The following is a 23,575-nucleotide window of genomic DNA, read 5'->3' on the forward strand; positions in this document are numbered from 1 at the left end:
GTTGGCGTGTTCCCGAATGCTTGTTTATATCCTCCTCTTGCACCCGAATTCTCCGTTTAAGCGACTGCAGACTCACCTGATTCTCCATTCGACGGCAACCGCGGCAAATGGTTTTGGCGGTATTTTCCGGATGCGCGCAAAATATCTCCATAGAAGTGTACCCATACGTCCGGTCATGTTAAACGGCCCTTGCCAGCCCGGGCCGACCGCGAGGCATTCGCGGAGTCAGGCATCCCTCCCCGATCTGTTTGCCGATACGGCCTTTCATCGGCGCAAGCCTGCAAGTCCATGAAAAGTCGTCCTTTGATAAGACGAAATCCGGGGCGCGCGGGTTTCCGGGTCGTCGGCACTATTTTGGAAAACCTGGCCCGACATTAAAATTGACGACGACTGGCGAAACGATTGGAATCTCTGTCCAATTTCGAATATAATAGCGATAGATATGTCTTAAGTCCTAGTTTAATAGTCATAGGGAGGGAAAAGAAAGTGAGTATTGCAAGTTCGTGGCGACGCTCGATCAGACTCAAGCTTATTCCATTGTTTCTGCTGACGCTGGTTATTCCGGTGTCCGCGCTGGGCGTAGTCAGTTACCGGATTTACGACGACGAATCCAGCCGCCTCATCGAGAAAAATCTGCAAAATCTCGTCAACATGGCCGTAAGCATCACGGAAAGCTTCGAGGCGGAGACGGCCAGCGGCCGCATGAAAGCCGCCGAAGCCCAAGAATACGTCAAAAAGCAGCTTATCGGCGACAAGACGGGAGAAACGCGAGCCATTACGAAGTCATTCGACTTGGGCAAGAACGGCTACTTTTTCATTTTGAACGAGCAAGGCGACCTGGTCGGACATCCGCAGCTCGAGGGCCAGAACATTATCGACAAGAAAACGAGCTCCGGCTTCTATTACATAAAGGACATCATCGCCAAAAGCACGCAGGGCGGCGGCTTCACCCTGTACGACTGGCCGCTCCCCAAATCGACGAAGGAAGCCCAGAAGATCACCTATGCGCTTAAGGCCCCCGGCGAATGGGGCTGGATCATCGCGGCCGGCTCCTATATGAAGGATTACAATTCGGGCGAAGGCCGTATTCTGAACGCCATCTGGATCACGATCGCGATCTGCTGGCTCGTTTTTGCACCCTTCCTATGGATGCTGATCCGCTCAATCGTCAATCCCATCAAGCGGATCACAGCCGAAGCCGGGCGCATGGCGTCCGGCGATCTGAGCCAGCTGCGTCTCTCCGTCCGCAACCGTGACGAGATCGGAGACCTGGCGAGCTCATTCATCCGTATGCACGACAACCTGCGGGATATCGTCAAGCTGCTGCTGACGAACGCCGACCGGCTGAACGCGGCATCGGGCACGATGAGCCTCGCCGTCGCGGAGACGACGCAGGCCAGCAGACAGATGGCCGTCGCTGCTCAGGAGATCGCCACCGGCAACGAGACACAGGCGCGCGCCGCCGCAGAGAGCTCGCAGGCGATGGAGGAGATGACGCAGGGGGTCCAGCGCATCGCGGACACGTCCTCCGAAGCGTTCGATTCGTCGGAGTCGACTTTGTTCGAAGCGGTCGAGGGCAATCGGCTCCTGCAGTCTACCGATGCCAGGATGCGCGCGATCAGCGAGGCGACCGAACAGCTGGCCGGCATCCTCGCCCGCCTGACAGAGCGTTCTTCGCAGATCGGCGGCGTCGCCGAGGCCATCGCGGAGCTGGCGAGCCAGACGAACCTGCTCGCGCTCAACGCTTCGATCGAAGCCGCCCGCGCGGGCGAAGAAGGCGGGGGCTTCGCCGTCGTCGCCGCCGAGGTCAAAAAGCTGGCGCAGCGCTCCAGCGACTCCGCGGCCGAGGTCGCCCATCTCATTCAGACCGTGCAAAAGGATGTGTCCGAGGCCGGTGATAAGATGGAGCTGAGCCATCGGGCGGTCGAAGCGGGGGTGCAGGCACTCTCGCTCACGGGCGATTCGTTCGCCGCCATCGTCAAAGCTACGCAGAGCGTGGCGATGCAGATCCAGGAATCGTCCTCCTCCGCGCAGCAGATGGCGGCGAGCTCCGAGGAACTGGCCGCCTCGATGCAGGAGATGGATCGCGTCGCCGGTCACGCCAACGAGCTGTCGCAGGTCATCTCCTCGGCTACCGAAGAACAGCTGGCGGAGATGGAGGAGCTGAGCGCGTCCGCCGATTCGCTGCGCGCACTGGCATCGGATCTGCAGCTCATGGCGCACAAGTTCAAGCTGTAGGCGAGTCCGGGGGCCGTGTCGTGACGGGATTTCCATGCGATTTCCGGCCCCGGTCAGGGCATTGCGGGAATAACTTGCAAGAATCAAAAAAATGGATGTCTTTGGTCCGTTAGGACCCAGAGACATCCATTTTTGCGTCCGTCGGCTGTCGGCCGATCCGCTATTCGTCCGCTTCCCGCTCCTCGTCCTCATCCTCGTCCGGCACGGCGGCCTGTCCGGACCTGCGGCGCGCGAGCGCCTCCTCGGCGCGGCGCTCCTGCTCCGCGTGCCCGGCGTCAAGCTGCTCGCGATACGCGGCGAGCGCACGCGCGCCGATAACGGCCTCGAGCCTGTAGATCGGCTGGCCCAGACCCACGAACTTCGTCTCGTACTCCGTCATGACGAGGTCCTCGCGCAGCTCGTCCCGGTGCAGATGCAGCGAGATATTGCGCAGCTGGAGCCCCGCATCCGCGAAGCTGTTCAAGGAAAATTCAAACAGGCTGAGCGAGTCGGTCTTGAAGTGAATCTCGCCGATATCCGACAGCAGCCGCTTGTACCGCATCAGAAACAGCGGATGGGTCAGGCGCCGCTTGCCGTGCTTGCTCTTGGGCCAGGGATCGCTGAAGTTCAGATAGATCCGCGTCAGCTCGCCCGGCTCGAACATCTCCTCGAGAAATTCGGCATTGCCGCGCACGAGCGCAAGATTGGGCACGCGCTCCTCGCCTTTTTCCCGCCAGACCGCCCGCGCCTTCTCGCTGCCTCGCTGCAGCAGCTCGTCGAACATATCCATGCCGATGAAGTTGATGTCCGGGTTTCTCGCGCTCATCTGCGTGATGAACCGGCCCTTGCCCATCCCGATCTCGATCATGATCGGACGGTCGTTGCCGAAGAACGTGTGCCAACGCCCCTTCAGCTTCTGCGGCTCGAGCACTACCAGATCGGCTTGCTCTTCCAGCCCTTGCTTAAACTTCCTGCCGCGCAATCGCATGTATATCCTCCCGTATCGCCCATATTAAAACCGTGCCGCATCCATTGTGCAGGCTCCGGCCGCCTTTGTAAAGCGTCCCCTTCAACCTCAGTCTTCCGCCAGCTCCAGCGCAATCTTTTTGGCGTTATCTTCATGGGACCCGCGCTGCCCGATCGGAAACGGAGCATCCGCCATGAGCCGCTCGATGCCTGCGCCGTCGCCCGCCGCCACGGCCTGGCGCAGCTCGCGAATATAACGCAGATCCGCGTCGCGGCGCGACCGCATCTCTCCCGCGTCCGTCGACGGCGAGCCGTGCCCGGGCACAAACAGCTTGATCTCGTGCCGCTCCAGCATCGCATCGAGCTTAAGCAGCGTCCGCTCGTACGCGCGGCTGTCGTCGTAGATAAAGGGAAATTCGGCATCCGACAAGTAGTCCCCCATGATCAGGATGCCGTGCGGCTCGACGACCGTCATCATGCTGTCCGCTTTGTGGCCGGGCGCCTGATAGCAGACGAGCCTTGCAGCTCCCAGCTCCAGCACGGCGCCGTCCCCGTCCATCGCATGATCCGTCTCGGGGTAGCCGACGTCGTATCCCCTTTTCAAATAGTACTTGTCGTCGAATTCCCGAATTTGCGCCACCTGCAGCTCGCGCTCCTCCTGGGAATTACGGGCGAAGCTGCCGCTTGCGACGACGATGGCTTCCGGGAACGCGCCCTGCCCGATGATATGGTCGAAGTCCGAATGCGTGAACAGCAGCACGATCTGCCTGTCTCCCCGCTCCCGCTCGACATGTGCGCGAATCTCGTCCACCTCGCGCGGCAGCCAGCAGGGGTCGGCGACGACGATATGCGAATCGGTCACGACGACAGTCGACGTCGTCCGGTACAGCTCGCTCATGAACACCTTCACGGCACCGTCATCGATCCACAGCATCCGTCCGCCTCCTTTATGTATGCGCCTTGCAACAGTATAGGACAACCTGGTCCTCGAGAAAAGAAGACTGCGGCGAAACTGCCGATCGTCCCGACACAAATAAAACCGCCCTCCCGTTAAAATGGGACAGGCGGTTCATGAAAGGTCTGCGGCTGTGGTGCGGATTATTCGGATTAGTTGAGCGGACGCGAATCTTCGATATGATAGTGGTGCTCGAGCGCCTCCTGAAGCTTCTTCTTCGCGGAAGTGCCTACGCCGTGATTGTTGTTGAACTTGATGCCTGCAAGCGCCATCATTTCCTTGACCGTGAGTTCGACCTTCATCGTGTCGTCGCCTTGCGGGATGCGTACGGAAGTGTTCATATTGTTCACTCGCTTTCTGAAAATAAGGTTGATTGTGACTAGCTTATCCGAGCTTATGCGACCGTAACCGACAGACGGCTTAGTATCGTTTCATGTCAGATATTTTTATTGATCTGACGTACTTTTAATATAACAGGTCATGTCAGGTTTAGCAAGGAGGCGAACGCCTCTTTCAAGCCTTTTCGGCCACAAAAGTTCTTTATTGAAATCGCCCCTCTATACAAAATGAATCGATGAAAATGGTGCGCGGGACTATTTTCAGCTACAATAGAAGAAGCTTAAATTTTAAACGCACAAGGAGCGGCGATCCAATCATGCCGATCATTGAAAATACGGCCGCCTCCGGCCCCGGGCTCGCACCGCTTGGGTCGCGCGAATGGAGCGGCAAGCGATTCCACACGTGGAACCACGAAATGCGGGAGCAATTCGGCACGAAGGTGTTCAAGGTGATGCTGGACGCGGGCTTCACCTGCCCGAACCGCGACGGGTCGATCGCGGCCGGCGGCTGCACGTTCTGCAGCGCCCGGGGCTCCGGCGACTTCGCCGGCAGCCGCAGGCAGGATCTGGTCACCCAGTTCAACACGATCCGCGACCGTCAGCATCTCAAGTGGCCCGAAGCGAAGTACATCGGTTACTTCCAGGCGTACACGAACACATACGCGCCGCTGGTGACGCTGAAGGAGTACTACGAAGTCATTCTGGAGCAGCCGGGTCTGGTCGGCCTCTCGATCGCCACGCGGCCGGATTGTCTGCCCGACGATGTCGTCGACTATCTGGCGGAGCTGAACGAGCGGACTTATCTGTGGGTCGAAATGGGCCTTCAGACGGTGCACGAGAGCACCTCGCAGCTCATCAACCGCGCTCACGACACGGCCTGCTATCTCGATGCCGTCGCGCGCCTGCGCGCCCGAGGAATCCGGGTGTGCACGCACATCATCTACGGGCTCCCGGGCGAGGATGAATCTATGATGATGGAGACGCTGCGCCAGACGGCCGCAATGGACGTCCAGGGCGTCAAGATCCATCTGCTGCACCTGATGCGCAAGACGCCGATGGTGCGGCAGTGGCGGGAAGGCCTGCTGCGGTTCCTGGAGATGGACGAGTATATCAAGCTGATCGTCGATTCACTGGAGCTGCTGCCGCCGGACATGATCGTCCACCGTCTGACGGGCGACGCGCCGCGAGATCTGTTGATCGGGCCGATGTGGAGCCTCAACAAGTGGGAAGTGCTGAACGCCATCGATGCCGAGCTGGTGCGCCGCGACAGCTGGCAGGGTAAGCACTGGGAGGGACGCTGAGCGCATGGGCTTCCACTCCGTGCTGACGACGGCTCAGCGGCTCGTAGCCGAGCGTACGCCGCCGGGCTCGACGGTCATCGACGCCACGGCGGGCGGCGGCGTGGACACGTTGTTTCTCGCCCGGACCGTCGGGCCGGGCGGCCGGGTGTACGCCTTCGACGTGCAGGAGGAGGCGCTGGCGCGCACGCGCGCCAGACTGCAGGAGGCCGCCGCCCGCGGGAGCGTGGCCGGCGCGCTGGGCGAGGCGACGCTGCTGCACGCCGGCCACGAGGAGATGGCGGCGCTGATTCCCGCGGAGCTGCACGGGCGGATCGGCGCCGTCATGTTCAACCTCGGCTACCTGCCGGGCGGACCCGGCGGCGCTTCGCCCGGCGATGTCCCGGGCCCGGTCATCACAAAGCCTGACACGACGCTGGCCGCGCTCGATGCCGCCCTCCGGCTGCTCGCGCCGGGCGGGATCGCGACGGTCGTCGTCTACCCCGGCCACGAGGGCGGTCGGGACGAGGCGGCGGCCGTGGATGCTTGGATCGCACTGCTGCCGGACGAGACTGCGCAGGCGCTGCTGTACCGCTTCCCGAAGCGGCCCGCCTCGCCCTATTTGTATGCCCTGGAGAAAAAATAAAGGAGGCTGTTATTCATGGCTGTCAGAAAAATCGAGCATGTCGGCATTATGACAAGCGATCTGGAGCGCTCCATCGCCTTCTACGCCCAGACCGTCGGACTCGCACATACGGAGACGCTGCCGCATACGAACGGCGTCATCCGCCTCGCATTCCTGTCCTTCCCTGGCGCCGACGAGACGGAGCTCGAGCTCATCGAAGGCTACGACGTGACGCTCGCCCCTGAAGGGCGCGTGCATCACGTCGCCTTTAACGTCGACGACATCGAAGCCGAATACTCGCGCATCTCGATGCTGGACGTCGACGGGCTCGACGCCGAGATTACGACGCTGCCGAACGGGAGCCGCTACTTCTTCTTCCGCGGACCGGACGGCGAATCGCTTGAATTTTTCCAATCGACCAGAGGAGGCAACCAAGCATGACCCAATCGATCAGACCTTACCCGCTGCACTTCAAGCCCGAATTCAAGGAACGCGTATGGGGCGGCCGCGCGCTCGAGCAGTTCGGCTTCGACGTGCCGCCGGGACATATCGGCGAAGGCTGGATGATCGCCGACCATCCGAACGGCGTATCGCATGTGCAGAACGGCGAGCTGGCAGGGCTCGGCCTAGACGAGATTCGCGAGCGCTTCGGCGCGCAGTGGTTCGGCGCGAAGGGAGCCGTCGCGGGCCTCGGCCGCTTCCCGCTGCTCATCAAGCTGCTCGACTGCAATGACGATCTGTCCGTCCAGGTTCATCCGAACGATCATTATGCCGGCCTGCCCAAAGGCGAGCTGGGCAAGACCGAGATGTGGTACGTCATCGACGCCGCGCCGGACGCCAAGATCATCTACGGCCTGAAGCCGGGCACGACCCGCGACAAGCTGGCGGCGGCCATCGAGGAAGGCAAGATCATGGACACGCTGCAGGAGGTATCCGTCAAGGCAGGAGATACGTTCTACATTCCTGCGGGCACGGTTCACGCCCTGTGCGCGGGTGTGCTGGTCGCCGAGATTCAGCAGAACTCGGACACGACCTACCGGCTGTACGACTACGACCGTCCCGGACTCGACGGCAAACCACGCGAGCTCCATATCGAAGACTCGCTGAACGTGACCGACTACGAGGGCGCAGGCGCGAGCCGCATGTCCACCGCAGGCACGCCGGCCGGAGAATGGCTGCGCCTCGCCTCGTCGCCATACTTCGAGACCGACAAGGGCGTCGTGCATGGCGACTGGGAGCTGGCGACCCCGTCCGACAGCTTCGTCATCCTGATCGCCGTGCAAGGCCAGGGCTCGCTTGCCTGGGACGGCGGCAGCCTGGACGTGAAGGCGGGCGACTGCCTGCTCCTGCCCGCCAATCTCGGCGCCTACCGGCTCGGCGGCGACATGACCGTGCTGCGCAGCCAGCTGCCTTAAGCGCGCCTGGCGCTGCCTATGGCGGATGGCGCTACGCCTGATGCCTGATGCCGTGCTGCGCTCGGCGCTGCCTATGGCGGATGGCGCTGCGCCTGATGCCGTGCTGCGCTTGGCGCTGTCTATGGCGGATGGCGCTGCGCCTGATGCTGTGCTGCGCTCGGCGCTGCCTATGGCGCTTGGCGCTGCGCCTGATGCCGTGCTGCGCTTGGCGCGGCCTATGGCGGATGGCGCTGCGCCTGGATGCCGTGCTGCGCCTGGCGCTGCCTATGGCGGATGGCGCTGCGCCTGATGCCGTGCTGCGCTTGGCGCTGCCTATGGCGGATGGCGCTGCACCTGATGCCGTGCTGCGCTCGGCGCTGCCTATGGCGGATGGCGCTGCGCCTGCCTGATGCCGTGCTGCGCTTGGCGCTGCATTTTGCCAGACCACTCCCGCGTCCCTTGAGCGGACGCGAAAGGAAAGATCCGTGGCATGCTGAGACAAATGCTGATTTTATCCGGGCTGGGCGTCGCGATGTGGGCGCTCGGGACGCTCTTTTTCATGCTTTTCGGCGACTGGGTGCTCGTCGCCGCGGAAGACCGGCAGTTCGGCGCTTCGCTTTTCCTGCTGGAGGCGCTGACGGCGCTCGTAATTCTCGGCGTGGCGCTCGTCGTGCGACTGCGCCTGTTCCCCGAAGCGGGCTCCGCGACCCGCTTCGGCTTCATCGGCGCGACGATCGGCCTGCTGCTCGACACGTTCGTACTGCTCTACAGAGATAAAGTGCTGTACGATCTTGATGAAGGGCAGTATCATACGTTTACAATATGGATGACACTCGCCTATGCCCTTTTCTTACTTCTGCCCGCCATCGCGGATCGGCTTATCCGGACGGGCTCCGGCCGCGCCATGCACGACCGTGCTGGCGACGACATCCTGCATGCGCAGGAAGAGCCGGATACCTACCGCCCAGAATAACGATTCCCCGTCCGGCTGCCGGTTCAGTTGCCTGTTCCGCCGACAGCCCGATTGACGGCGCTGCTCACAGTCTGACCGCCAGTTCGGCTACACATGGCGAACCCGATATCGGCGGATCGACAGTCCGCCTGGCGGGTTCGTTTTTTTATCTGCTGACAAGGAGGTAGGCGCTCATCAATTCCCTGACTTCGACCGAGCAGCACCGGCGCGAGGCCCCTGCTTCCGTCGCCTGCATGATTATCACCGTCTCGGATACGCGCACCATCGAGACAGACAAGAGCGGCCGGCTCATTCGCGAGCTGCTCGAAGCGCACGGTCATGAAGTCCGATCGGCGCTCATCGTTGCGGACGAATATGACCGCATCCGGAATCTGCTGCGGGAAGCCGCTGACGATCCTGCGATCGAGGCGGTGCTCCTGAACGGAGGCACCGGCATTGCCGCGCGCGACACGACCTGCGAAGCCGTCGCAGGCATGCTGAGCAAGGAAATGCCCGGCTTCGGCGAGATTTTTCGCATGCTCAGCTTCACCGAGGACATCGGCTCTGCAGCCATTCTGTCACGCGCGATCGCCGGCACGATCGACCGCACGGCGGTTTTCTCCATGCCGGGCTCGACCGGCGCCGTCCGCCTGGCGATGACCAGGCTTATCCTGCCGGAGCTTGGCCATGTCATGCGGGAGATTTACAAGGACAATCCGAAGTGACGCGCATGACGAAGTAGTTCGGTTGAGACTACTTTCGCGCCGACGCATCCGGCCTCCTCCGAAGTAGTCCTGGCTAGGACTACTTTCGCGCCGACGCACCCGGCCTCCCCCTAAGTAGTCCTGCTAGGACTACTTTCGCGTCGACGCACCCGGCCTCCCCCTAAGTAGTCCTGGTTGAGACTACTTTCGTGCCGACGCATCCGGCCTCCCCCGAAGTAGTCCTGGCTAGGACTACTTTTGCGTCGACACACTCGGCCTCCCCCGAATTAGTCCTGATTGAGACTACTTTCGCGCCGACGCACCCGGCCTCCACCGAAGTAGTCCTGGCTAGGACTACTTTCGTGCCGACGCATCCGGCCTCCCCCGAAGTAGTCCTGGCTAGGACTACTTTCGCGTCGACGCACCCGGCCTCCCCCTAAGTAGTCCTGGCTAGGACTACTTTCGCGGCATGCAGCTGCGTTCATTCAATTAAAAAAGCATGGCCGGCCCGCCAAATGCGGATCCTGCCATGCTTTTTTTGTATCAGTCGAGTCAAGCCGCCTGCTTGGAATTCTGCTCCTCCGGCGCCTTCGTCCGGCGGATGAACAGGCCGACGACCAGCGCGACGAGGGCGACGATGAAGCCGATCCAGAAGGCGTCGTGCAGGCCCGCCATCAAGCCGGCGACGACCTCCGTCGGCGCTTCCGGATCGCTCGAGCCGGCCAGATATTCCTTGCTCCCGCTCGACATGATGCTGATGAACAGCGCCGTGCCGATAGCGCCGGACACCTGCTGCAGCGTGTTCAGAATCGCCGTGCCGTGCGGATACAGGTGGCGCGGCAGCTGGTTCAGACCCGTCGTCTGCGCGGGCATCATCACCATCGAGATGCCGATCAGCATGATGATGTGGATGAAGATGACGTAGCCCTTGGACACATCCGTATCGATGCCGGTGAACATCCAGACCGATAGCGCGGTCAGCGCCAGGCCGGGAATGACGAGCACGCGCGGGCCGAACTTGTCGAACAGCTTGCCCGACACCGGCGCCATGATCCCGTTGATAATGCTGCCGGGCAGCATGAGCAGGCCCGACTTGAAGGCGGTCAGCAGCAGCGCGCCCTGGAGGAACATCGGCAGAATGGTCATCGTGGAGAACATCGTCATCATGACGACGAACAACAGCACCGTCACGAGACTGAACATCGGATACTTGAAGGCGCGCAGATCGAGGATCGGCTCCTTCACGACCAGCTGCCGCCAGATGAACAGCAGCAGGGCGAGGCCGCCCACGGCCAGCGACCAGACGACTTCCGTGTCGCCCCAGCCGCTCTCCCCGGCCTTGCTGAAGCCGTATACGATGCCGCCGAAGCCGAGCGTCGACAGCAGGATTGAGACGATATCCACCTTCGGCTTCGTCAGATCGGTGACATTGCGCAGGAATGCCGCCGCAAAAACGATGGAGAAGGCGGCCAGCGGCAGCACGAGGTAAAACAGCCAGCGCCAGTTGAGCGAGTCGATAATGACTCCGGACAATGTCGGCCCGATCGCGGGCGCGAACATGATGACGAGGCCGATCAGGCCCATCGCGGCCCCCCGCTTCTCGACCGGAAAAATAACGAGAATCGTGTTCATCAGCACGGGCAGCATCAAGCCCGTCCCCATCGCCTGCACGACCCGACCCGCAAGCAGTACGCCGAACTCTGGCGCGAAGGCCGAGATCGCCGTGCCGACGAAGAACAGCGACATCGCGGACAGGAACATTTGCCGTGTCGTAAACCATTGCTGCAGCAGCGCCGTGATCGGCACCAGCACGCCGATGACGAGCATATACGCGGTGCTGAGCCACTGGATCGTCGTCGCGCCGACCTCAAACTCTCGCATGAGGTCAGGCAGCGCATTACCAAGCAGCGTCTCGTTCAGAATAGCCACAAACGCCCCGATGATGAGCGAGAAGACGATCGGTCCCCTGCGGATTTTGCTTAAATCGATTGCCGCCCCTCCGGACGACGGTGTTGCCGCGTTCATTGGTGAAGCCTCCTATCCCGTTCTCTTTTTCTACACTTGTATGTTTATTTGTACAAGTGTTAGTCTTTACTATACAATGCATTCGCCGTCTATGGTCAAGCATCAATTCGCGCAAAATGTAGTTTAATCTACAACGGGGGCATTAATGTATATGAAAAGCGACGCATCTACCGATCTGCGGGTAAGGCGTACGAGAAAGCTGCTTGCGAATGCGCTCATGGCGCTGCTCGGCGAGAACGGCAGGACGTTCGAATCGCTGACGGTAGGCGAGATTTGCGAACGGGCCATGGTTCACCGGACGACGTTTTACAAACATTTTGAAGATAAGTATCATTTGCTGGGCGCGGCTCTCGAAGATCTGAACAAGGATCTGGCCGCCATGGACCTGGAAGAACGGATGCGGCGTCCGATGCAGCTGCTTGAGCGTGTCGGCCATCAGCATCAGTTCCGCACGATCATGAAGTCCGAACAGGATTCGCCCTCGGTCAAAAGCTTCATACAGCGCATCGGCGCCGGGTTCATGAGAAACGATTTTATGGAGCTTGAGCGCAGGGAGGGTCCTTTTCCGGTCCCCGCCGAGATTATCGCCGAGTTTTACGCGGGCGGCCTAACGGGGCTCGGCGCCTGGTGGGTGCAGCATGGCACGGATATCTCTGCGGAGACGATGGACCGTTATATCGGCGAACTGCTGAATCCGGCGATCTTTAACCGCCAGTCCACGTAATTGGCCTCACCGTGCGCACACATAAAGACGGCTCCGCCATCGCGCGAAGCCGTCTTTATGTGTAGCGCCACCTTGTCGCATCGTCTGTTCAGCCGCCCGAGGCGACCCGTACCGGCCCTGCCAGCGGGACCATACGCGCCGGCGCCTCTTCGCCGCCGTACAGGAAGACGAGCGTCGACTCGCGCGAGCGATCGACACGTCCCTCGCGCTCCCATATCGCATAATCGAACGGCAGCCGGTCGATCGTCGCCATCTTGGCCAGCTCGCGCTCGGTAGTGCCAAGCTCGCCGGCCGCCTGCTTCATCCGCGCCGACCAGTCGTCCTTGTCCAGCCGTTCCTCCCACCAGAGCTTGCGGGGCTTGTACTTGTGCTGGAGGTAATAATCGATCTTGAGCAGACCGAGCGTCACGTCCGGATCAAGCGCAGGATGACGGTCGTCCTGGAGGAATGCCATCAGCCGGACGAACAGATCCTCCAGCTGATGTCCGATCCGCTGCCAGCCGCGCGCTTCCCAGTAATCGCCGAACCGCTGGAAAAAGTCGAACGGCGACGGGTACGCGGTATGCACCAAATATTCGATCGTGCGGTCCATGCGATGCGCGTTCCAGTACTTTTCCAGCACGTCCTCGACGCGTTTGATGCGAACGATGTCCGCGAACGGCATCAGGTCGTTGCCGAGCATCTCGTAGGGCGCCCTGTCCATATAAATATAGCCGAACTTGTCCGCGTCCTGCCTCAGCCCCGTTCCCCGCAGCATCTTCAGGAAGCCGAGCTGAAGCTCCTCCGGCCGCAGAGCGAATACGTCGTTGAACGTCCGCCGGAACGTGTCGTAGTCCTCATGCGGCAGGCCGGCGATCAGGTCGAGATGCTGGGCGATCTTGCCGCTGTCCTTGACCTTCGTGACCGTGCGCACGAGCTTGCTCCAGTTCTGCCGCCGCTGTACCGCCAGGTTGGTGACATCGTTGGTCGACTGCACGCCGATCTCGAAGCGGAACACCCCGGGCGGCGCATGCTCCGCCAGATAATCCAACACCTCCGGGCGCATGATGTCGGCCGTGATCTCGAACTGGAAGACGCAGCTCCGATGATTCTCTATGAGAAACCGGAACATCTCAAGCGCGTAATCCCGCTTGATGTTGAATGTGCGATCCACGAACTTGATCAGCTTGGCCCCGCTGTCGATCAGATACAGAATGTCGGCCTTCACCCGGTCCATGTCGAAGTAGCGGACGCCGACCTCGATGCTCGACAGACAGAACTGGCAGCTGAACGGACAGCCGCGGCTCGTCTCGAAATAGACGACGCGATTGGCGAGGCTCGGCACGTCCTCAGCGAATCTGTACGGCGAAGGCAGCGTCGCCAGATCCAGCTTCGGACGGCCGGGATTGACGACGATCTCCTCCCCTTTGCGGTAGGCGAGACCGAACACGAAGTGGAACTTGCGGCTGCCGGACAGCTCCCGCAGCAGATCGCGCAGCGTCTCCTCTCCCTCGCCCATAATAATATGGTCGACGGCGGGCAGACGCTCCATCCAATGTGCCGTATCGTACGACACCTCCGGACCGCCGAGGACGATCGTCGTCTCCGGCAGTACCTTGCGCAGCATGTCGATAATCGTGATCGTCTCTTCAATGTTCCATATGTAGCAGGAGAATCCGATGACATCCGGCCGCTTGGCGAACAGGTCGGAGACGACGGACATCGGTGGGTCCTTGATTGTGTATTCGGCGATCTCCATCGGGAACTCGTCCTGGCTGTACGCCTTCAGGCAGCGCAGGGCAAGCGACGTATGGATGTACTTGGCGTTCAGCGTCGCGAGGACGACCTTCATGCTTGTCCCTCTCTTTTTAAATCAGACTTCTACTCTTTCTATTGTACGGGATTGCGGTTGCCGTGTAAAAGCGGGCAGCGGGAACCCCAGCTCGCGCGAGGCAATTTAAGATTGCCCGAGCCGGGATTCGCGTGTTATGATCGATGCAATGAATATCCCGTTCACGGCAGCAAAGCATGCGCCGCAGGCCTCTCCCAGGAGAGCTTGCGGTTTTTTTGCGTCCGGAGCGGAAAAAGGAGGGGCTAAATGGCACCGCATGACGAAGCGTTCAAAAAGCTGCTGCAAACCTTTTTCAACGAATTCATCGAACTGTTTTTTCCCGAGCTGGACGAATGGATCGACTATTCGCACACCCGCCTGCTCATGCAGGAGCTGCTCGTCGATATCGTAGGCGCCGAGGCGCGGCAGCTCGACTTGCTCATCGAGACCAAGCTCAAAGGACAAAACGCTTACATCCTGATTCATCTGGAGCCGCAATCTTACCGCGATCCGAAGTTCGCCGAACGCATGTACATTTACTTCAGCCGTCTCTACGAGAAATACCGGGCCGAGCACAAGCTCATCGTGCCGATCGCCATTTTCACAAGAGCCGATCTGAAGGACGAGCCCGACACGGTGTCGATGGCGCTGCCGTGGCATGAGATCCTCCGGTTCCAGATGCTGAAGCTCGAGCTTGGCCGGCAGGACTGGCGCAGATTTATCGGCTCGGACAATCCCGTAGCCGCTGCGCTGCTGGCCAAAATGGGCTATAATCAAAAGGACAGGCGAAGCCTGCGTCTTGCCTATTTGACCATGCTGCTTCGTATGAGAGACAAGCTTGACGGCGCCAGGCTGGCGCTCGTGAGGTCCGTCGCCGACCTGTATTTCGTACCCGAAGCGCGCGAAGAGAAATCGATATGGCGGGAATTCGTCGACTTGCATCCCGAGGAGGAGGAAACAATCATGGAATTGATGCCGGCATGGGAACGCTGGGGCTACGAGAGAGGCATGAAAGAGGGCATCGAACAAGGTATTGAACAAGGCATTGAGCAAGGCATTGAGCAAGGCATTGAACTAGGAAAAAAAGCCTTGCAGTCAGCCACCATCGGACGCATGCGGTCGAGAGGCTTTTCCGATGCGGAAATCGCGGACCTCCTCGGCCTGCCGCCGGAGGACATCGCCACATCGAATACAGAAGTGTAAAAATCAAGCGGCAGACCGGACGAATCCGGCTGCCGCTTGTTCGTTCTTATTGAAGATCAAGCTTCGAATCCGCTCTCCGCAATAACTTCCTGGATGAAGCGGTAGCTGTCCTTCGGATAACGCTTCAGCGTCTCATAGTCGGTGTATACGATGCCGAAGCGCTTGGCGTAGCCTTCCGCCCACTCGAAGTTGTCGAGCAGCGACCAGGCGAAGTAGCCCTTGAGCGGCACGCCGGACTCGATCAGACGATGGCATTGGATGAAGTGCTTCTTGAAGTAATCGGCGCGTCCCGCATCGTGCACCCGGCCCTCCGGTGTCAGCACGTCCTCGTAGCATGCGCCGTTCTCGGTAATGTAGATCGGCACGTCGCCGTATGCTTCGTGCACCCAGGACAGCACCTTGTACAGTCCCTCGGAATAGACGTTCCAGTTCATGAACGTCTTGTCGAAGCCGACCTGCACTTCCTCGCAGTCGAACAGGCCCTCGCCTGCCTTGTACCGGCCGAAGCCGCCGCTGTAGAAGTTCACGCCGATGAAGTCGATCGGCTGCGCGATCGTCTCCATGTCGCCCGGCTGGACCGGCACCTCGACGCCCTTGCCCTTGAACCAGTCGACCATGAACTGCGGATATTCGCCCTTGAAGGTCGGGTCCATGAACCATTCGTTGTTGAAGGCGCGGTTGCGGTGCGCGGCGGCGACGTCCTCCGGCTTGGTCGTGTACGGCTCGAACCAGTACAGATTGTGCGTCGTGCCGATCTCGCCCGAGATGCCGAGCGCGCGGAATGCCTTGACGGCTTCGCCGTGCGCGACCATGCAGTTGTGCGCGACGTTGACGGCGAGCTGCAGGTCGGTGTTGCCCGGCGCATGCGCGCCGATATAGTTGGACAGGAACGACACGCACCAGGTCTCGTTGAAGGTGATCCACTGCTTGACCTTGCCGCCGAACGCCTTGAACGCCGTCTCCGCGTAGCGTACGAACGCGCGGATCGTATCGCGGTTGTCCCAGCCGCCCTTGTCCTGGAGCGCCTGCGGCAGATCCCAGTGATACAGCGTCACGCAAGGCTCGATGCCCGCCGCCAGCAAGCCATCGATCACCTTCGCGTAGTAGTCAAGTCCCTTCTGGTTCAGTTCGCCGTCGCCGTCCGGGTAGATGCGCGGCCATGCGATCGAAAAGCGGTAAGCCTTGACGCCCAGGTTTTTAAGCAGCTCGATATCTTCCTCGTACCGATGATAGCTGTCGCAGGCCACATCGCCCGTGTCGCCGCCGACGACTTTGCCCGGCGTACGGGAGAACGTATCCCAGATCGACATTCCCCGTCCGTCCTCGTTGTAAGCACCTTCGATTTGATAGGATGCTGTAGCCGTTCCCCACACGAAGTCTTTCGGAAATTGGATCGAAGCCATTGCTTACCCCTCCGCACTTCATAATCGTCCTGCATTCGTTCGCTCATGTAAAACGTTTTCCATCTCTATTTTATACGAAAAACGCAGCGAACGACCATACGATATGCTGTGCGATATTGGCGCTTATTTATTCGGATTGGCTTCGTCCAGCAGCTCGCGGGCATGGCTCTCGAGACTGTCGTAGAACGCCTTGACTTCGGGAATATCGACCTGCTGCCCGTTTTTGCCTTTCTTGTATACCGCACCGCCCGTCTTCTCCATCACGTCCAGGAATTGCCGGGTCAGCTTCGCCGTGACGGTGCCGGGATAATCTGCGATCGCCTGCTGCTGTGCCGCCTTGACCTTCGGATCGAGCTTGAACGTCTCGTGGTCGAATACGGGCGTATTGCTCAGTCCCATCAGCAAAAAGGGAATGTAACGCGTCGCAAACAATGACTCGGCCTGGTCGCGCTCGGGCGATGTCGGATACGCCGCCACATACGCCTCCGCCTGCGCGGCGCGCGCGGCGACCTCGGCCCAATCGATGACGAGTCCCCCGTCCGAAGCCGACTTATGGTCCGATTCGACGGCCAGCAGCGCGATATAATCCTTCATCGCGGCGGTGACATGCGTATCGGCCCGCTTCAGCTTGGCGAAGTCCACGACCGGAAAGTACATGCCCTCGGCCGTCTCCAGCTTGTATCCGCCGTCCGTCGTCTCCTGTACGAGCGCGCGGACCTTTTCATCCTCGAGCTTGGCGATCTGATCGTCCGTCGGCGGCCATTCGAGCTTCTGCAGCGCCTGCTGAACGTTCTGCGGGTTGAACTTCTCCTGCACGTCAGAAATACGCCGCTCGTAATAAGCGAGCATCTCGCGCATCAGCGCGTCGCCCGTCTCCGGCGACGCCTGCGCCAGCTTGTCGTCAAGCGCTTTGCTCAGCTCGGCCGCGGATACGTCGGATTGGGCGAGCTTCTTGAAGGATTCCAGCAGCGCGGCATCGTTATTGGCATCGGATGTAGGGCTGGCAGCGGGCGTCGCGGACGCCGAGGCGCTCTCCGACTGCACCGGCGAGGATGCGGGGGCAGACCCCGAGGCGCCAGGACCGGCATTGTCCTTGCCGCCGCCGCAAGCCGTCAGCCCCGCGGCGAGCAGCAGTACGGCGCCCAAGGCGGGCAGCCGCCTTCCTGCTTTCAGCGTTATGTTTTTCGTCGAATCGTTCATCGGATTCATCCTTTCCTTGCCTCTGTTGATGACCGGTTGCCTCCAAAGGCTTCGGCCGCCTTTCAACTTGTAGACGCCTCGAACCCGAAAATGGTTCCACCTTGGAAAAATTGACCACGTCGAACACTGGCCCGGCCAGCGACCGGCAGCGGCCCTGATTGTCGCCGTTCGGTCAAATGCGTTACAATCGAGAAGTCATGTCCGCCCATATAAAAGGAGAGAAACCGCTATGCCTTCGTACAAGCTCATTGCCATCGATCTCGACGATACGCTGCTGAACGACGAACTCGAGGTCACCGAAGCGACGCGCGGCGCGCTTGCCGAGGCGCTGTCCCGAGGCGTACATGTGACCCTCGCGACCGGTCGCATGTTCGCTTCGGCCAAGCAGACGGCCGCACAGGTCGGCCTGAATGTACCGCTCATTACGTATCAAGGCTCCCTCGTCCGCAACCTGCTGGACGAGCGTACGCTGTACGAGCGCTCCGTCGACCTCGAAGCGGTCCGCAAGCTGTACGCCTATACGCGCGACCGGCAGCTGCACTTGCAGACGTATATCGACGACAAGCTTTATTCCTTCGACGACGGCGACAGGCTGGCCGCCTATGCCAAGCAATCGAATATTCCCTATATCGTCGAGCCCGAGCTGGACGCGCTGCCGATCGGCCGCCATACGAAGCTGATCATCATCGACGAACCCGCCTTGCTGGATCAGATCGCGCCCGAGCTGCACGCGCTCCTCGGTCCGGAGGTTCACATCACCAAGTCCAAGCCGCACTATCTGGAATTTACGCACCGCGAAGGCACCAAGGGCCATGCGCTGAAGTTTCTGGCCGAGCACTTCGGCATCTCCATCGACGAGACGATCGCCATCGGGGATTCCTGGAACGACCGTGAGATGATCGAAGCCGCGGGACTGGGTGTGGCGATGGCGAATGCGGTGCCGGCATTGCGGGAGATCGCGGACTTCGTCACGCTCAGCAACAACGAGGACGGCGTCAAGCATGTCGTCGACAAGTTTATTTTGAAGCTCTAACCTTCGTTTGTTGCTTAACCGTATTTTCAAACTAACAAAGGCTTCCCGCGCGCTCTTCTTCAGAGCAAGCCGGAAGCCTTTTATGTTTTACGCCGCTCGGCGTTCTTTTCTTTTTTGCGCTTTTCCTGCAGCAGCCGGTACATCTCGAGACTGTCCTGCAGATGATCCGCCTCCGCTTCCGTCAGCACTTCTTCGACGCCCCGCCGTACGAACCGGTTGGGCTCGGGCGTCGGCTGCTCCTTGTTGATGCCCGTCAGCAGCCAGTCCAGCGATACTTCATAGATGCTCGCCAATTCCCGCAAGATTTCATTGTCGGGCTGCGACCGGTTGTTCTCGTATTTGGATATCGTCGTGAAGTCGACGCCCAGCGCGCCGGCGACTTCGTTTTGCGTCATATGCTTTTCTTGTCTGGCTTGCTTCAAGCGTTTGCCGAATGTCAACGGTTGCACCCCGCGCTTTTTGATTCAGTATAAGAGATTTGAATTCGGCTACGAACACACTTGCATATAATTCAAGTGGTTACTTGCATTTTTTACAATTTTTATATAATATAAAATAAATACATGAAGTAACGTCAATTGGAGGGGAATTTCATTTTTATCAGCGAACAGCCTTATCCTTTGTATTACTGGGTGGCCAGTCTGACGATCGTGCTTATCCTATTGGGGGGCCTCGTGTACAGCGAATACAAAAAGAGACATAAAGGAAAGAACGCAAAAAAGGACGAGGGCTGAACGTCGCTCTCGTCCTTTCAATCGCTTGCGGCCCGCTTATGCCGTGCTACTGACCTGCCAGCACCTGATACCATACGCCCCGCTTGGCGTACAGATTGGCGCGGACCTGGCTCCAGCCGCCGAGATAGCCAATATCGAACAGGCCTTCCGGCGTCTTGTACTTGTCCTTGTGGCGCGCCGCAACCTCTGCATTCACGGGTCTGAAGCCCTTCTCGGCGAATACTTCCTGCGCCGCCTCGCCGCGCAGGTAGGCCACGAGCGCTTCAGCCGCCTCCCGCACGCCGTGCTCGTCGGCATTGGCATCGACGACACCCGCGGGATTCTCGATCAGTATCGTATCCCCGGGCGTCACGATATCGTAGTGAACCCCCTGCGCCACACGGGCGAGCAGCTCGTTCTCATAGGTGACGATCACGTCGCCGACCCCGTACTCGAAGGCCGCCATCGATGCGCGCCCGCTCTTGTCCATCGACTCGACGTTGTCGTAGACGGCGGACAGGAAGGCTTTGGCCGCCTCCTTGTCCTTGCGCCCTGTCTTCCGCTCCGCCTGCTTCAATCCGGCGCCGTAGATGGCGTTGATATCCCACTGCGCGCCCCCCGACACCTTCGGATTGGGGAACAGCACCTTGACGCCCGGCCTCGCCAGATCGGAGAAGTCCGCGATCCCGAGTGGGTTTCCCTCGCGCGTCCCCATAACGACGAGCGAGCGGGTAATCATGCCGCCCGTATCCGTCTTTTTCCAATTGTCGCTCATCAGCCCCGCCTTGACGATCTTGTCCATGTCGCCTTCAAGCGAGAGCACGGCGACATCGGCCTTGAAGCCGCCGACGATCGATCTCGCCTGTGTGCCGGACGCTTCGTACGATTGCTGGAACTTCAGCTTCTGCCCTGTATTGGCTTCCCATTCCTTGCCGAAGGCGGGCAGAATCTGCTGCAGCGCGTCCTTCGCGACCGAATAGGCGCCGATGACGAGCGTAGCCGTCCCGCTGTCCTGAGACTCGCTGACCGCATCCGGCCCAGGCGCGTCCGCACTCCCCGCTCCGCCGCATCCGGCCAGCGACCAGCCGAAGATCGCTGCCAGCAGCCCTGCGCGCAGCAGCCTCCCGGCGCCGCGGCGTCTGCTCGTCCTGTTGTTCATGAAAAATCGTCAACCTCCCGACGGCGCCTCCGCAGGCTCCCGTATATGCAAGCGGAAGGCAGTCCTCTCGGACTGCCGGCGCCGCGTTTGAATCGCATGAATTAAATGTACACGAAATTCTGATCCGCCTTCAGCTTGTTCTCCATCACCCAGCTGTCGCTGTCGTTGAACAAGTAGGCGCGGTGAACGAGCACCTGCACCTCGTCGCCCGGATGCAGCACTTCCTTTTCAAGCGAGCGGTATGTCACCAGCTTGATGCCGCCCACCTCAACCTCGACGAGCCACTCGCTGCCGCGGAAGTGGATATGGCTGACGCGCCCGGCCTCCGTCGCCGAGAGCAGCTGCGTGAACTCCTCCCTGCGCCCGATCTCGATATATTCCGGACGGATCAGCCCCCTGGTGCCCGCCGATGCAGCCGCATCGCCGAAGCCGCGCAGCGACGCGACATTGTCCACGATCCGCGATTCCCCGATGAAACCCGCCACGAACGGCGTCTTCGGGTCCTTGTAGATCTCCCAGGGCGAGCCCTTCTGCTCCAGATTGCCTTTGTTGATGATCATGATCTCGTCCGCAACCTCGATCGCCTCGTCCTGGTCGTGAGTGACAAAGATCGACGTGATGCCGAGCCGGTCGATCATCTCGCGCAGCCAGGAGCGCAGCTCGTGCCGGATCTTGGCGTCGATCGCGGCGAACGGCTCGTCGAGCAGCAGCAGCTGCGGCTCCGGGGCGAGGGCGCGTGCGAATGCGACGCGCTGCCGCTGGCCGCCGGACAGCTGGTGCGGATAGCGGGACTCGAAGCCCTTGAGTCCGGTCAGCTCCGTCAGATGGGCGACGCGCTCCTTGATCTTCGCCTTGTTCCACTTTTTGACTTCAAGTCCGAATGCGATATTCTCGCTTACCGTCATATGCTTGAACAGCGCGTAGTTCTGGAAGACGAAGCCGATGCCCCGCTCCTGCGGCGGCAGCTCGTTGACCCGCTGGCCATGGAAGACGATGTCGCCCGAATCGGGCGTCTCTAGTCCGGCGAGCATGCGCAGGATCGAAGTTTTGCCGCCGCCGCTCGGTCCGAGCAAGCCGATGAGCTGCCCCTTTTCCACGCTGAAGTTGACATCCTTGACCGCCTGGAACGAGCCGAACGATTTATGAAGTCCCCGTACCTCGACATGCATTTCAATGCACTTCCCTTCGGGATTTGGACCATTCCATAATAAGCAGCAAAAGGACGGATGCGGACGCGAGCACGAGCGCGACGGCGTTGGCCGCCGTCAGGTCGAAGTTCTCCACGTCCTGGTAGACGAGCGTCGTCGCGGTCTGCGTCTTGTTGATGATATTGCCGGATACGACGAGCACGGCACCGAACTCGCCGAGACATCGGGCGACGGTCAGAATCACGCCGTAGACGACGCTCCAGCGGATAAGCGGCCAGGTGACGCGCCAGAATGTCGTCCAGGCATAGGCTCCCATCATATGGGCCGCCTCCTCCTGCTGGCTGCCGACCTCCTGAAGCACGGGCATCACCTCGCGGATCACGATCGGAAACGTGACGAACAGCGTGGCGAGGATCATGCCGGGAAGCGCGTAGACGATGTCGACGCCCGCTCTGCCGAGCAGCGCGCCGACGGCGCTGTCGGGGCCGAGGAGCAGTACGATCATCAGGCCTCCGATGACGGGCGAGACGGCGAACGGCAGGTCCACGATGCCGTTCATGACGGCTTTGAGACGCTTGCCGAGCCAGTTCGCGCGGACCAGGTACAGCGAGAGCATGACGCCGAAAATCGTGTTAATCGCCGTGACCGAGACGGCGATGATGCCTGTCATCAGCAGCGCGTGCTGCGCCTCCGGCCGCGAGATGCCGGCCGAGAAGCCGCCCCAGCCTTCGTCGAAGGCGCCCTGCACGATCCGCAGCAAAGGCACGACCAGCAGTACGGCAAAAATGAGTACGGTAAGTCCGATCCACAGTCTCCTGATCGTCATCGTGCCCGCCTCCTTCGGACGAGATTGACCGTCCACAGGATCAGCAGCGACAGGGTGAGCAGCAGCACCGATACGGCGGCCGCGCCTGCCGGGTTGTCGCTCTCGATCTCGCCGAAGATGTAGACCGATGCGACCAGCGTGCGGCCCGGGATGTTGCCCGCGACCAGCACGACCGCGCCGAACTCCGCGAGCGCGCGGGAAAAGGCGAGCATGGCGCCGCTCACGATGCCGGGCGCCATGCAGGGCAGGATGACGCGGAGGAACGTCCGCGTCTTCGAGGCGCCCATCGTGTACGCCGCCTCCTCCTCGGAGGCGTCCAGCTCCTCGAGCAGCGGCTGGACCGCGCGGATGACGAACGGGAACGTGACGAAGATCATCGCCACGACGATCGCCGGCTCGTGGAACAGTATCGTCGTGCCGAGCGCCTCCGCCCCGCTGCCGATCCAGCTGCGCGGACCGAGCAGCAGCAGAATCATCAGGCCGATGACGGCCGTCGGCAGTGCGAACGGCAGATCGACCAGGCTGTTCAGCAGGCTGCGGCCCGGAAAGCGATAGCGCACGAGCACCCAGGCCGACAGCGTACCGATCGCGGCGTTGATCAGCGTGGAGATCAGCGCGAGCTTCACGGTGAGCAGCACGGACCTCCAAGCCAGCGTCTCGCCCACATTGTCCAGGAAGGCCTGGACGCCGCCCGACAGCGACTGGCCGTAGATGCCGGCAATCGGGCAAACAATCAAAAGAATAAAATAAAGCATGACGGTGCTGCGGAATCCCCAGCTCCACCATCGGCTCTGCAGCATGTTAGTCACGTATGCGAACCTCCAGGATGGGCATTGTTGCCTCTCCACAATTCCTATTAAGTTAGTTGGTATTGCTAATGTAGCAGATCGCCCCTTGATTCGT

The 23,575-nt window shown here is 60.6% G+C and carries 23 protein-coding genes; 11 read left to right on the forward strand and 12 right to left on the reverse strand.

What is annotated here, in order from left to right:
• The first annotated feature begins 486 nt into the window (after positions 1-486).
• A complete protein-coding gene (locus VQ071_RS26460) occupies positions 487-2,238 on the forward strand; it encodes a methyl-accepting chemotaxis protein (protein ID WP_340517498.1) in 1,752 nt (583 codons plus the stop codon).
• A gap of 160 nt (positions 2,239-2,398) precedes the next feature.
• Here the strand turns inward: VQ071_RS26460 and trmB are convergent, their stop codons facing one another.
• The 3 genes from trmB to VQ071_RS26475 all read right to left on the reverse strand — a co-directional run bounded on the left by trmB (position 2,399) and on the right by VQ071_RS26475 (position 4,479).
• Positions 2,399-3,205: a tRNA (guanosine(46)-N7)-methyltransferase TrmB gene (gene trmB, locus VQ071_RS26465; protein WP_340517500.1), complete on the reverse strand. Its 807-nt coding sequence runs from the start codon at positions 3,203-3,205 to the stop codon at positions 2,399-2,401.
• A gap of 87 nt (positions 3,206-3,292) precedes the next feature.
• Positions 3,293-4,117: an MBL fold metallo-hydrolase gene (locus tag VQ071_RS26470; protein ID WP_340517501.1), complete on the reverse strand. Its 825-nt coding sequence runs from the start codon at positions 4,115-4,117 to the stop codon at positions 3,293-3,295.
• A gap of 173 nt (positions 4,118-4,290) precedes the next feature.
• Positions 4,291-4,479 carry a hypothetical protein gene (locus VQ071_RS26475; protein WP_340517502.1) on the reverse strand — a complete coding sequence of 63 codons (189 nt, stop codon included), beginning with the start codon at positions 4,477-4,479 and terminating at the stop codon, positions 4,291-4,293.
• A 314-nt stretch (positions 4,480-4,793) separates the two neighbouring features.
• On the opposite strand from VQ071_RS26475, the gene VQ071_RS26480 reads away from it, so the two are divergent.
• The 7 genes from VQ071_RS26480 to VQ071_RS26510 all read left to right on the forward strand — a co-directional run bounded on the left by VQ071_RS26480 (position 4,794) and on the right by VQ071_RS26510 (position 9,449).
• A complete protein-coding gene (locus VQ071_RS26480) occupies positions 4,794-5,777 on the forward strand; it encodes a TIGR01212 family radical SAM protein (RefSeq protein ID WP_340517504.1) in 984 nt (327 codons plus the stop codon).
• A gap of 4 nt (positions 5,778-5,781) precedes the next feature.
• Entirely contained in the window at positions 5,782-6,399 is a 618-nt protein-coding gene (locus VQ071_RS26485) for a tRNA (mnm(5)s(2)U34)-methyltransferase (protein WP_340517505.1), read from the forward strand.
• Positions 6,400-6,414: 15 nt separating this feature from the next.
• A complete protein-coding gene (locus VQ071_RS26490; protein WP_340517507.1) occupies positions 6,415-6,819 on the forward strand; it encodes a VOC family protein in 405 nt (134 codons plus the stop codon).
• Positions 6,816-7,793 (forward strand): type I phosphomannose isomerase catalytic subunit, encoded by a 978-nt coding sequence (locus tag VQ071_RS26495; protein ID WP_340517509.1) that lies wholly within the window; start codon positions 6,816-6,818, stop codon positions 7,791-7,793. Before VQ071_RS26490 ends, VQ071_RS26495 begins: the two co-directional genes overlap by 4 nt.
• Before the next feature lie 191 nt (positions 7,794-7,984).
• Positions 7,985-8,182: a hypothetical protein gene (locus tag VQ071_RS26500; RefSeq protein ID WP_340517511.1), complete on the forward strand. Its 198-nt coding sequence runs from the start codon at positions 7,985-7,987 to the stop codon at positions 8,180-8,182.
• An 80-nt stretch (positions 8,183-8,262) separates the two neighbouring features.
• A complete protein-coding gene (locus VQ071_RS26505; RefSeq protein WP_340517513.1) occupies positions 8,263-8,745 on the forward strand; it encodes a hypothetical protein in 483 nt (160 codons plus the stop codon).
• Positions 8,746-8,978: 233 nt separating this feature from the next.
• Positions 8,979-9,449, forward strand: coding sequence for a MogA/MoaB family molybdenum cofactor biosynthesis protein (locus tag VQ071_RS26510; protein ID WP_340517515.1), 471 nt, complete (start codon positions 8,979-8,981; stop codon positions 9,447-9,449).
• A gap of 531 nt (positions 9,450-9,980) precedes the next feature.
• On the opposite strand, the gene VQ071_RS26515 is transcribed toward VQ071_RS26510, so the two are convergent.
• Complete coding sequence (locus VQ071_RS26515) at positions 9,981-11,453, reverse strand: MDR family MFS transporter (protein WP_340517517.1); 1,473 nt, start codon at positions 11,451-11,453, stop codon at positions 9,981-9,983.
• A gap of 151 nt (positions 11,454-11,604) precedes the next feature.
• Here VQ071_RS26515 and VQ071_RS26520 point away from each other — a divergent pair, with 151 nt between their 5' ends.
• On the forward strand, positions 11,605-12,177 hold the full coding sequence (locus tag VQ071_RS26520) for a TetR/AcrR family transcriptional regulator (protein ID WP_340517519.1): 573 nt from the start codon (positions 11,605-11,607) through the stop codon (positions 12,175-12,177).
• A gap of 88 nt (positions 12,178-12,265) precedes the next feature.
• Here the strand turns inward: VQ071_RS26520 and VQ071_RS26525 are convergent, their stop codons facing one another.
• Complete coding sequence (locus tag VQ071_RS26525) at positions 12,266-14,008, reverse strand: B12-binding domain-containing radical SAM protein (protein WP_340517521.1); 1,743 nt, start codon at positions 14,006-14,008, stop codon at positions 12,266-12,268.
• Between the two features lie 246 nt (positions 14,009-14,254).
• Here VQ071_RS26525 and VQ071_RS26530 point away from each other — a divergent pair, with 246 nt between their 5' ends.
• A complete protein-coding gene (locus VQ071_RS26530) occupies positions 14,255-15,190 on the forward strand; it encodes an Rpn family recombination-promoting nuclease/putative transposase (protein ID WP_340517523.1) in 936 nt (311 codons plus the stop codon).
• A 56-nt stretch (positions 15,191-15,246) separates the two neighbouring features.
• Here VQ071_RS26530 and VQ071_RS26535 read toward each other — a convergent pair whose 3' ends face one another.
• Positions 15,247-16,593 carry a GH1 family beta-glucosidase gene (locus tag VQ071_RS26535; protein ID WP_340517524.1) on the reverse strand — a complete coding sequence of 449 codons (1,347 nt, stop codon included), beginning with the start codon at positions 16,591-16,593 and terminating at the stop codon, positions 15,247-15,249.
• Positions 16,594-16,716: 123 nt separating this feature from the next.
• Positions 16,717-17,793 (reverse strand): hypothetical protein, encoded by a 1,077-nt coding sequence (locus VQ071_RS26540; RefSeq protein ID WP_340517525.1) that lies wholly within the window; start codon positions 17,791-17,793, stop codon positions 16,717-16,719.
• Between the two features lie 229 nt (positions 17,794-18,022).
• Between VQ071_RS26540 and VQ071_RS26545 the strand changes: the two genes are divergently transcribed.
• The gene (locus tag VQ071_RS26545; RefSeq protein ID WP_340517527.1) at positions 18,023-18,826 is read left to right on the forward strand and encodes a Cof-type HAD-IIB family hydrolase; all 804 of its coding nucleotides are present in this window, start codon (positions 18,023-18,025) and stop codon (positions 18,824-18,826) included.
• Between the two features lie 80 nt (positions 18,827-18,906).
• On the opposite strand, the gene VQ071_RS26550 is transcribed toward VQ071_RS26545, so the two are convergent.
• The 5 genes from VQ071_RS26550 to cysT all read right to left on the reverse strand — a co-directional run bounded on the left by VQ071_RS26550 (position 18,907) and on the right by cysT (position 23,472).
• Positions 18,907-19,266, reverse strand: coding sequence for a helix-turn-helix domain-containing protein (locus tag VQ071_RS26550; protein ID WP_340517529.1), 360 nt, complete (start codon positions 19,264-19,266; stop codon positions 18,907-18,909).
• A gap of 340 nt (positions 19,267-19,606) precedes the next feature.
• A complete protein-coding gene (locus tag VQ071_RS26555) occupies positions 19,607-20,698 on the reverse strand; it encodes a sulfate ABC transporter substrate-binding protein (RefSeq protein ID WP_340517531.1) in 1,092 nt (363 codons plus the stop codon).
• A 101-nt stretch (positions 20,699-20,799) separates the two neighbouring features.
• On the reverse strand, positions 20,800-21,867 hold the full coding sequence (locus tag VQ071_RS26560; protein WP_340517533.1) for a sulfate/molybdate ABC transporter ATP-binding protein: 1,068 nt from the start codon (positions 21,865-21,867) through the stop codon (positions 20,800-20,802).
• Between the two features lies 1 nt (position 21,868).
• Positions 21,869-22,666, reverse strand: a complete 798-nt coding sequence (locus VQ071_RS26565) for a sulfate ABC transporter permease subunit (RefSeq protein ID WP_340517560.1) — start codon at positions 22,664-22,666, stop codon at positions 21,869-21,871.
• Between the two features lie 2 nt (positions 22,667-22,668).
• On the reverse strand, positions 22,669-23,472 hold the full coding sequence (gene cysT, locus VQ071_RS26570; RefSeq protein ID WP_445293344.1) for a sulfate ABC transporter permease subunit CysT: 804 nt from the start codon (positions 23,470-23,472) through the stop codon (positions 22,669-22,671).
• Between the last annotated feature and the right edge of the window lie 103 nt (positions 23,473-23,575).

Source organism: Cohnella sp. 56 (genome assembly GCF_037963805.1).
GTDB lineage: Bacteria > Bacillota > Bacilli > Paenibacillales > Paenibacillaceae > Cohnella.

Coding starts and splice junctions, on each gene's coding strand:
- VQ071_RS26490 (WP_340517507.1), top strand. CDS start 6,415: ATGGCTGTCAGAAAAATCGAGCATGTCGGCATTATGACAAGCGATCTG.
- VQ071_RS26540 (WP_340517525.1), bottom strand. CDS start 17,793: ATGAACGATTCGACGAAAAACATAACGCTGAAAGCAGGAAGGCGGCTG.
- VQ071_RS26530 (WP_340517523.1), top strand. CDS start 14,255: ATGGCACCGCATGACGAAGCGTTCAAAAAGCTGCTGCAAACCTTTTTC.
- VQ071_RS26475 (WP_340517502.1), bottom strand. CDS start 4,479: ATGAACACTTCCGTACGCATCCCGCAAGGCGACGACACGATGAAGGTC.
- VQ071_RS26545 (WP_340517527.1), top strand. CDS start 18,023: ATGCCTTCGTACAAGCTCATTGCCATCGATCTCGACGATACGCTGCTG.
- VQ071_RS26470 (WP_340517501.1), bottom strand. CDS start 4,117: ATGCTGTGGATCGATGACGGTGCCGTGAAGGTGTTCATGAGCGAGCTG.
- VQ071_RS26485 (WP_340517505.1), top strand. CDS start 5,782: ATGGGCTTCCACTCCGTGCTGACGACGGCTCAGCGGCTCGTAGCCGAG.
- VQ071_RS26480 (WP_340517504.1), top strand. CDS start 4,794: ATGCCGATCATTGAAAATACGGCCGCCTCCGGCCCCGGGCTCGCACCG.
- VQ071_RS26525 (WP_340517521.1), bottom strand. CDS start 14,008: ATGAAGGTCGTCCTCGCGACGCTGAACGCCAAGTACATCCATACGTCG.
- VQ071_RS26520 (WP_340517519.1), top strand. CDS start 11,605: ATGAAAAGCGACGCATCTACCGATCTGCGGGTAAGGCGTACGAGAAAG.
- cysT (WP_445293344.1), bottom strand. CDS start 23,472: ATGCTGCAGAGCCGATGGTGGAGCTGGGGATTCCGCAGCACCGTCATG.
- VQ071_RS26510 (WP_340517515.1), top strand. CDS start 8,979: ATGATTATCACCGTCTCGGATACGCGCACCATCGAGACAGACAAGAGC.
- VQ071_RS26560 (WP_340517533.1), bottom strand. CDS start 21,867: ATGCATGTCGAGGTACGGGGACTTCATAAATCGTTCGGCTCGTTCCAG.
- VQ071_RS26500 (WP_340517511.1), top strand. CDS start 7,985: ATGCCGTGCTGCGCTTGGCGCGGCCTATGGCGGATGGCGCTGCGCCTG.
- VQ071_RS26505 (WP_340517513.1), top strand. CDS start 8,263: ATGCTGAGACAAATGCTGATTTTATCCGGGCTGGGCGTCGCGATGTGG.
- trmB (WP_340517500.1), bottom strand. CDS start 3,205: ATGCGATTGCGCGGCAGGAAGTTTAAGCAAGGGCTGGAAGAGCAAGCC.
- VQ071_RS26555 (WP_340517531.1), bottom strand. CDS start 20,698: ATGAACAACAGGACGAGCAGACGCCGCGGCGCCGGGAGGCTGCTGCGC.
- VQ071_RS26515 (WP_340517517.1), bottom strand. CDS start 11,453: ATGAACGCGGCAACACCGTCGTCCGGAGGGGCGGCAATCGATTTAAGC.
- VQ071_RS26495 (WP_340517509.1), top strand. CDS start 6,816: ATGACCCAATCGATCAGACCTTACCCGCTGCACTTCAAGCCCGAATTC.
- VQ071_RS26535 (WP_340517524.1), bottom strand. CDS start 16,593: ATGGCTTCGATCCAATTTCCGAAAGACTTCGTGTGGGGAACGGCTACA.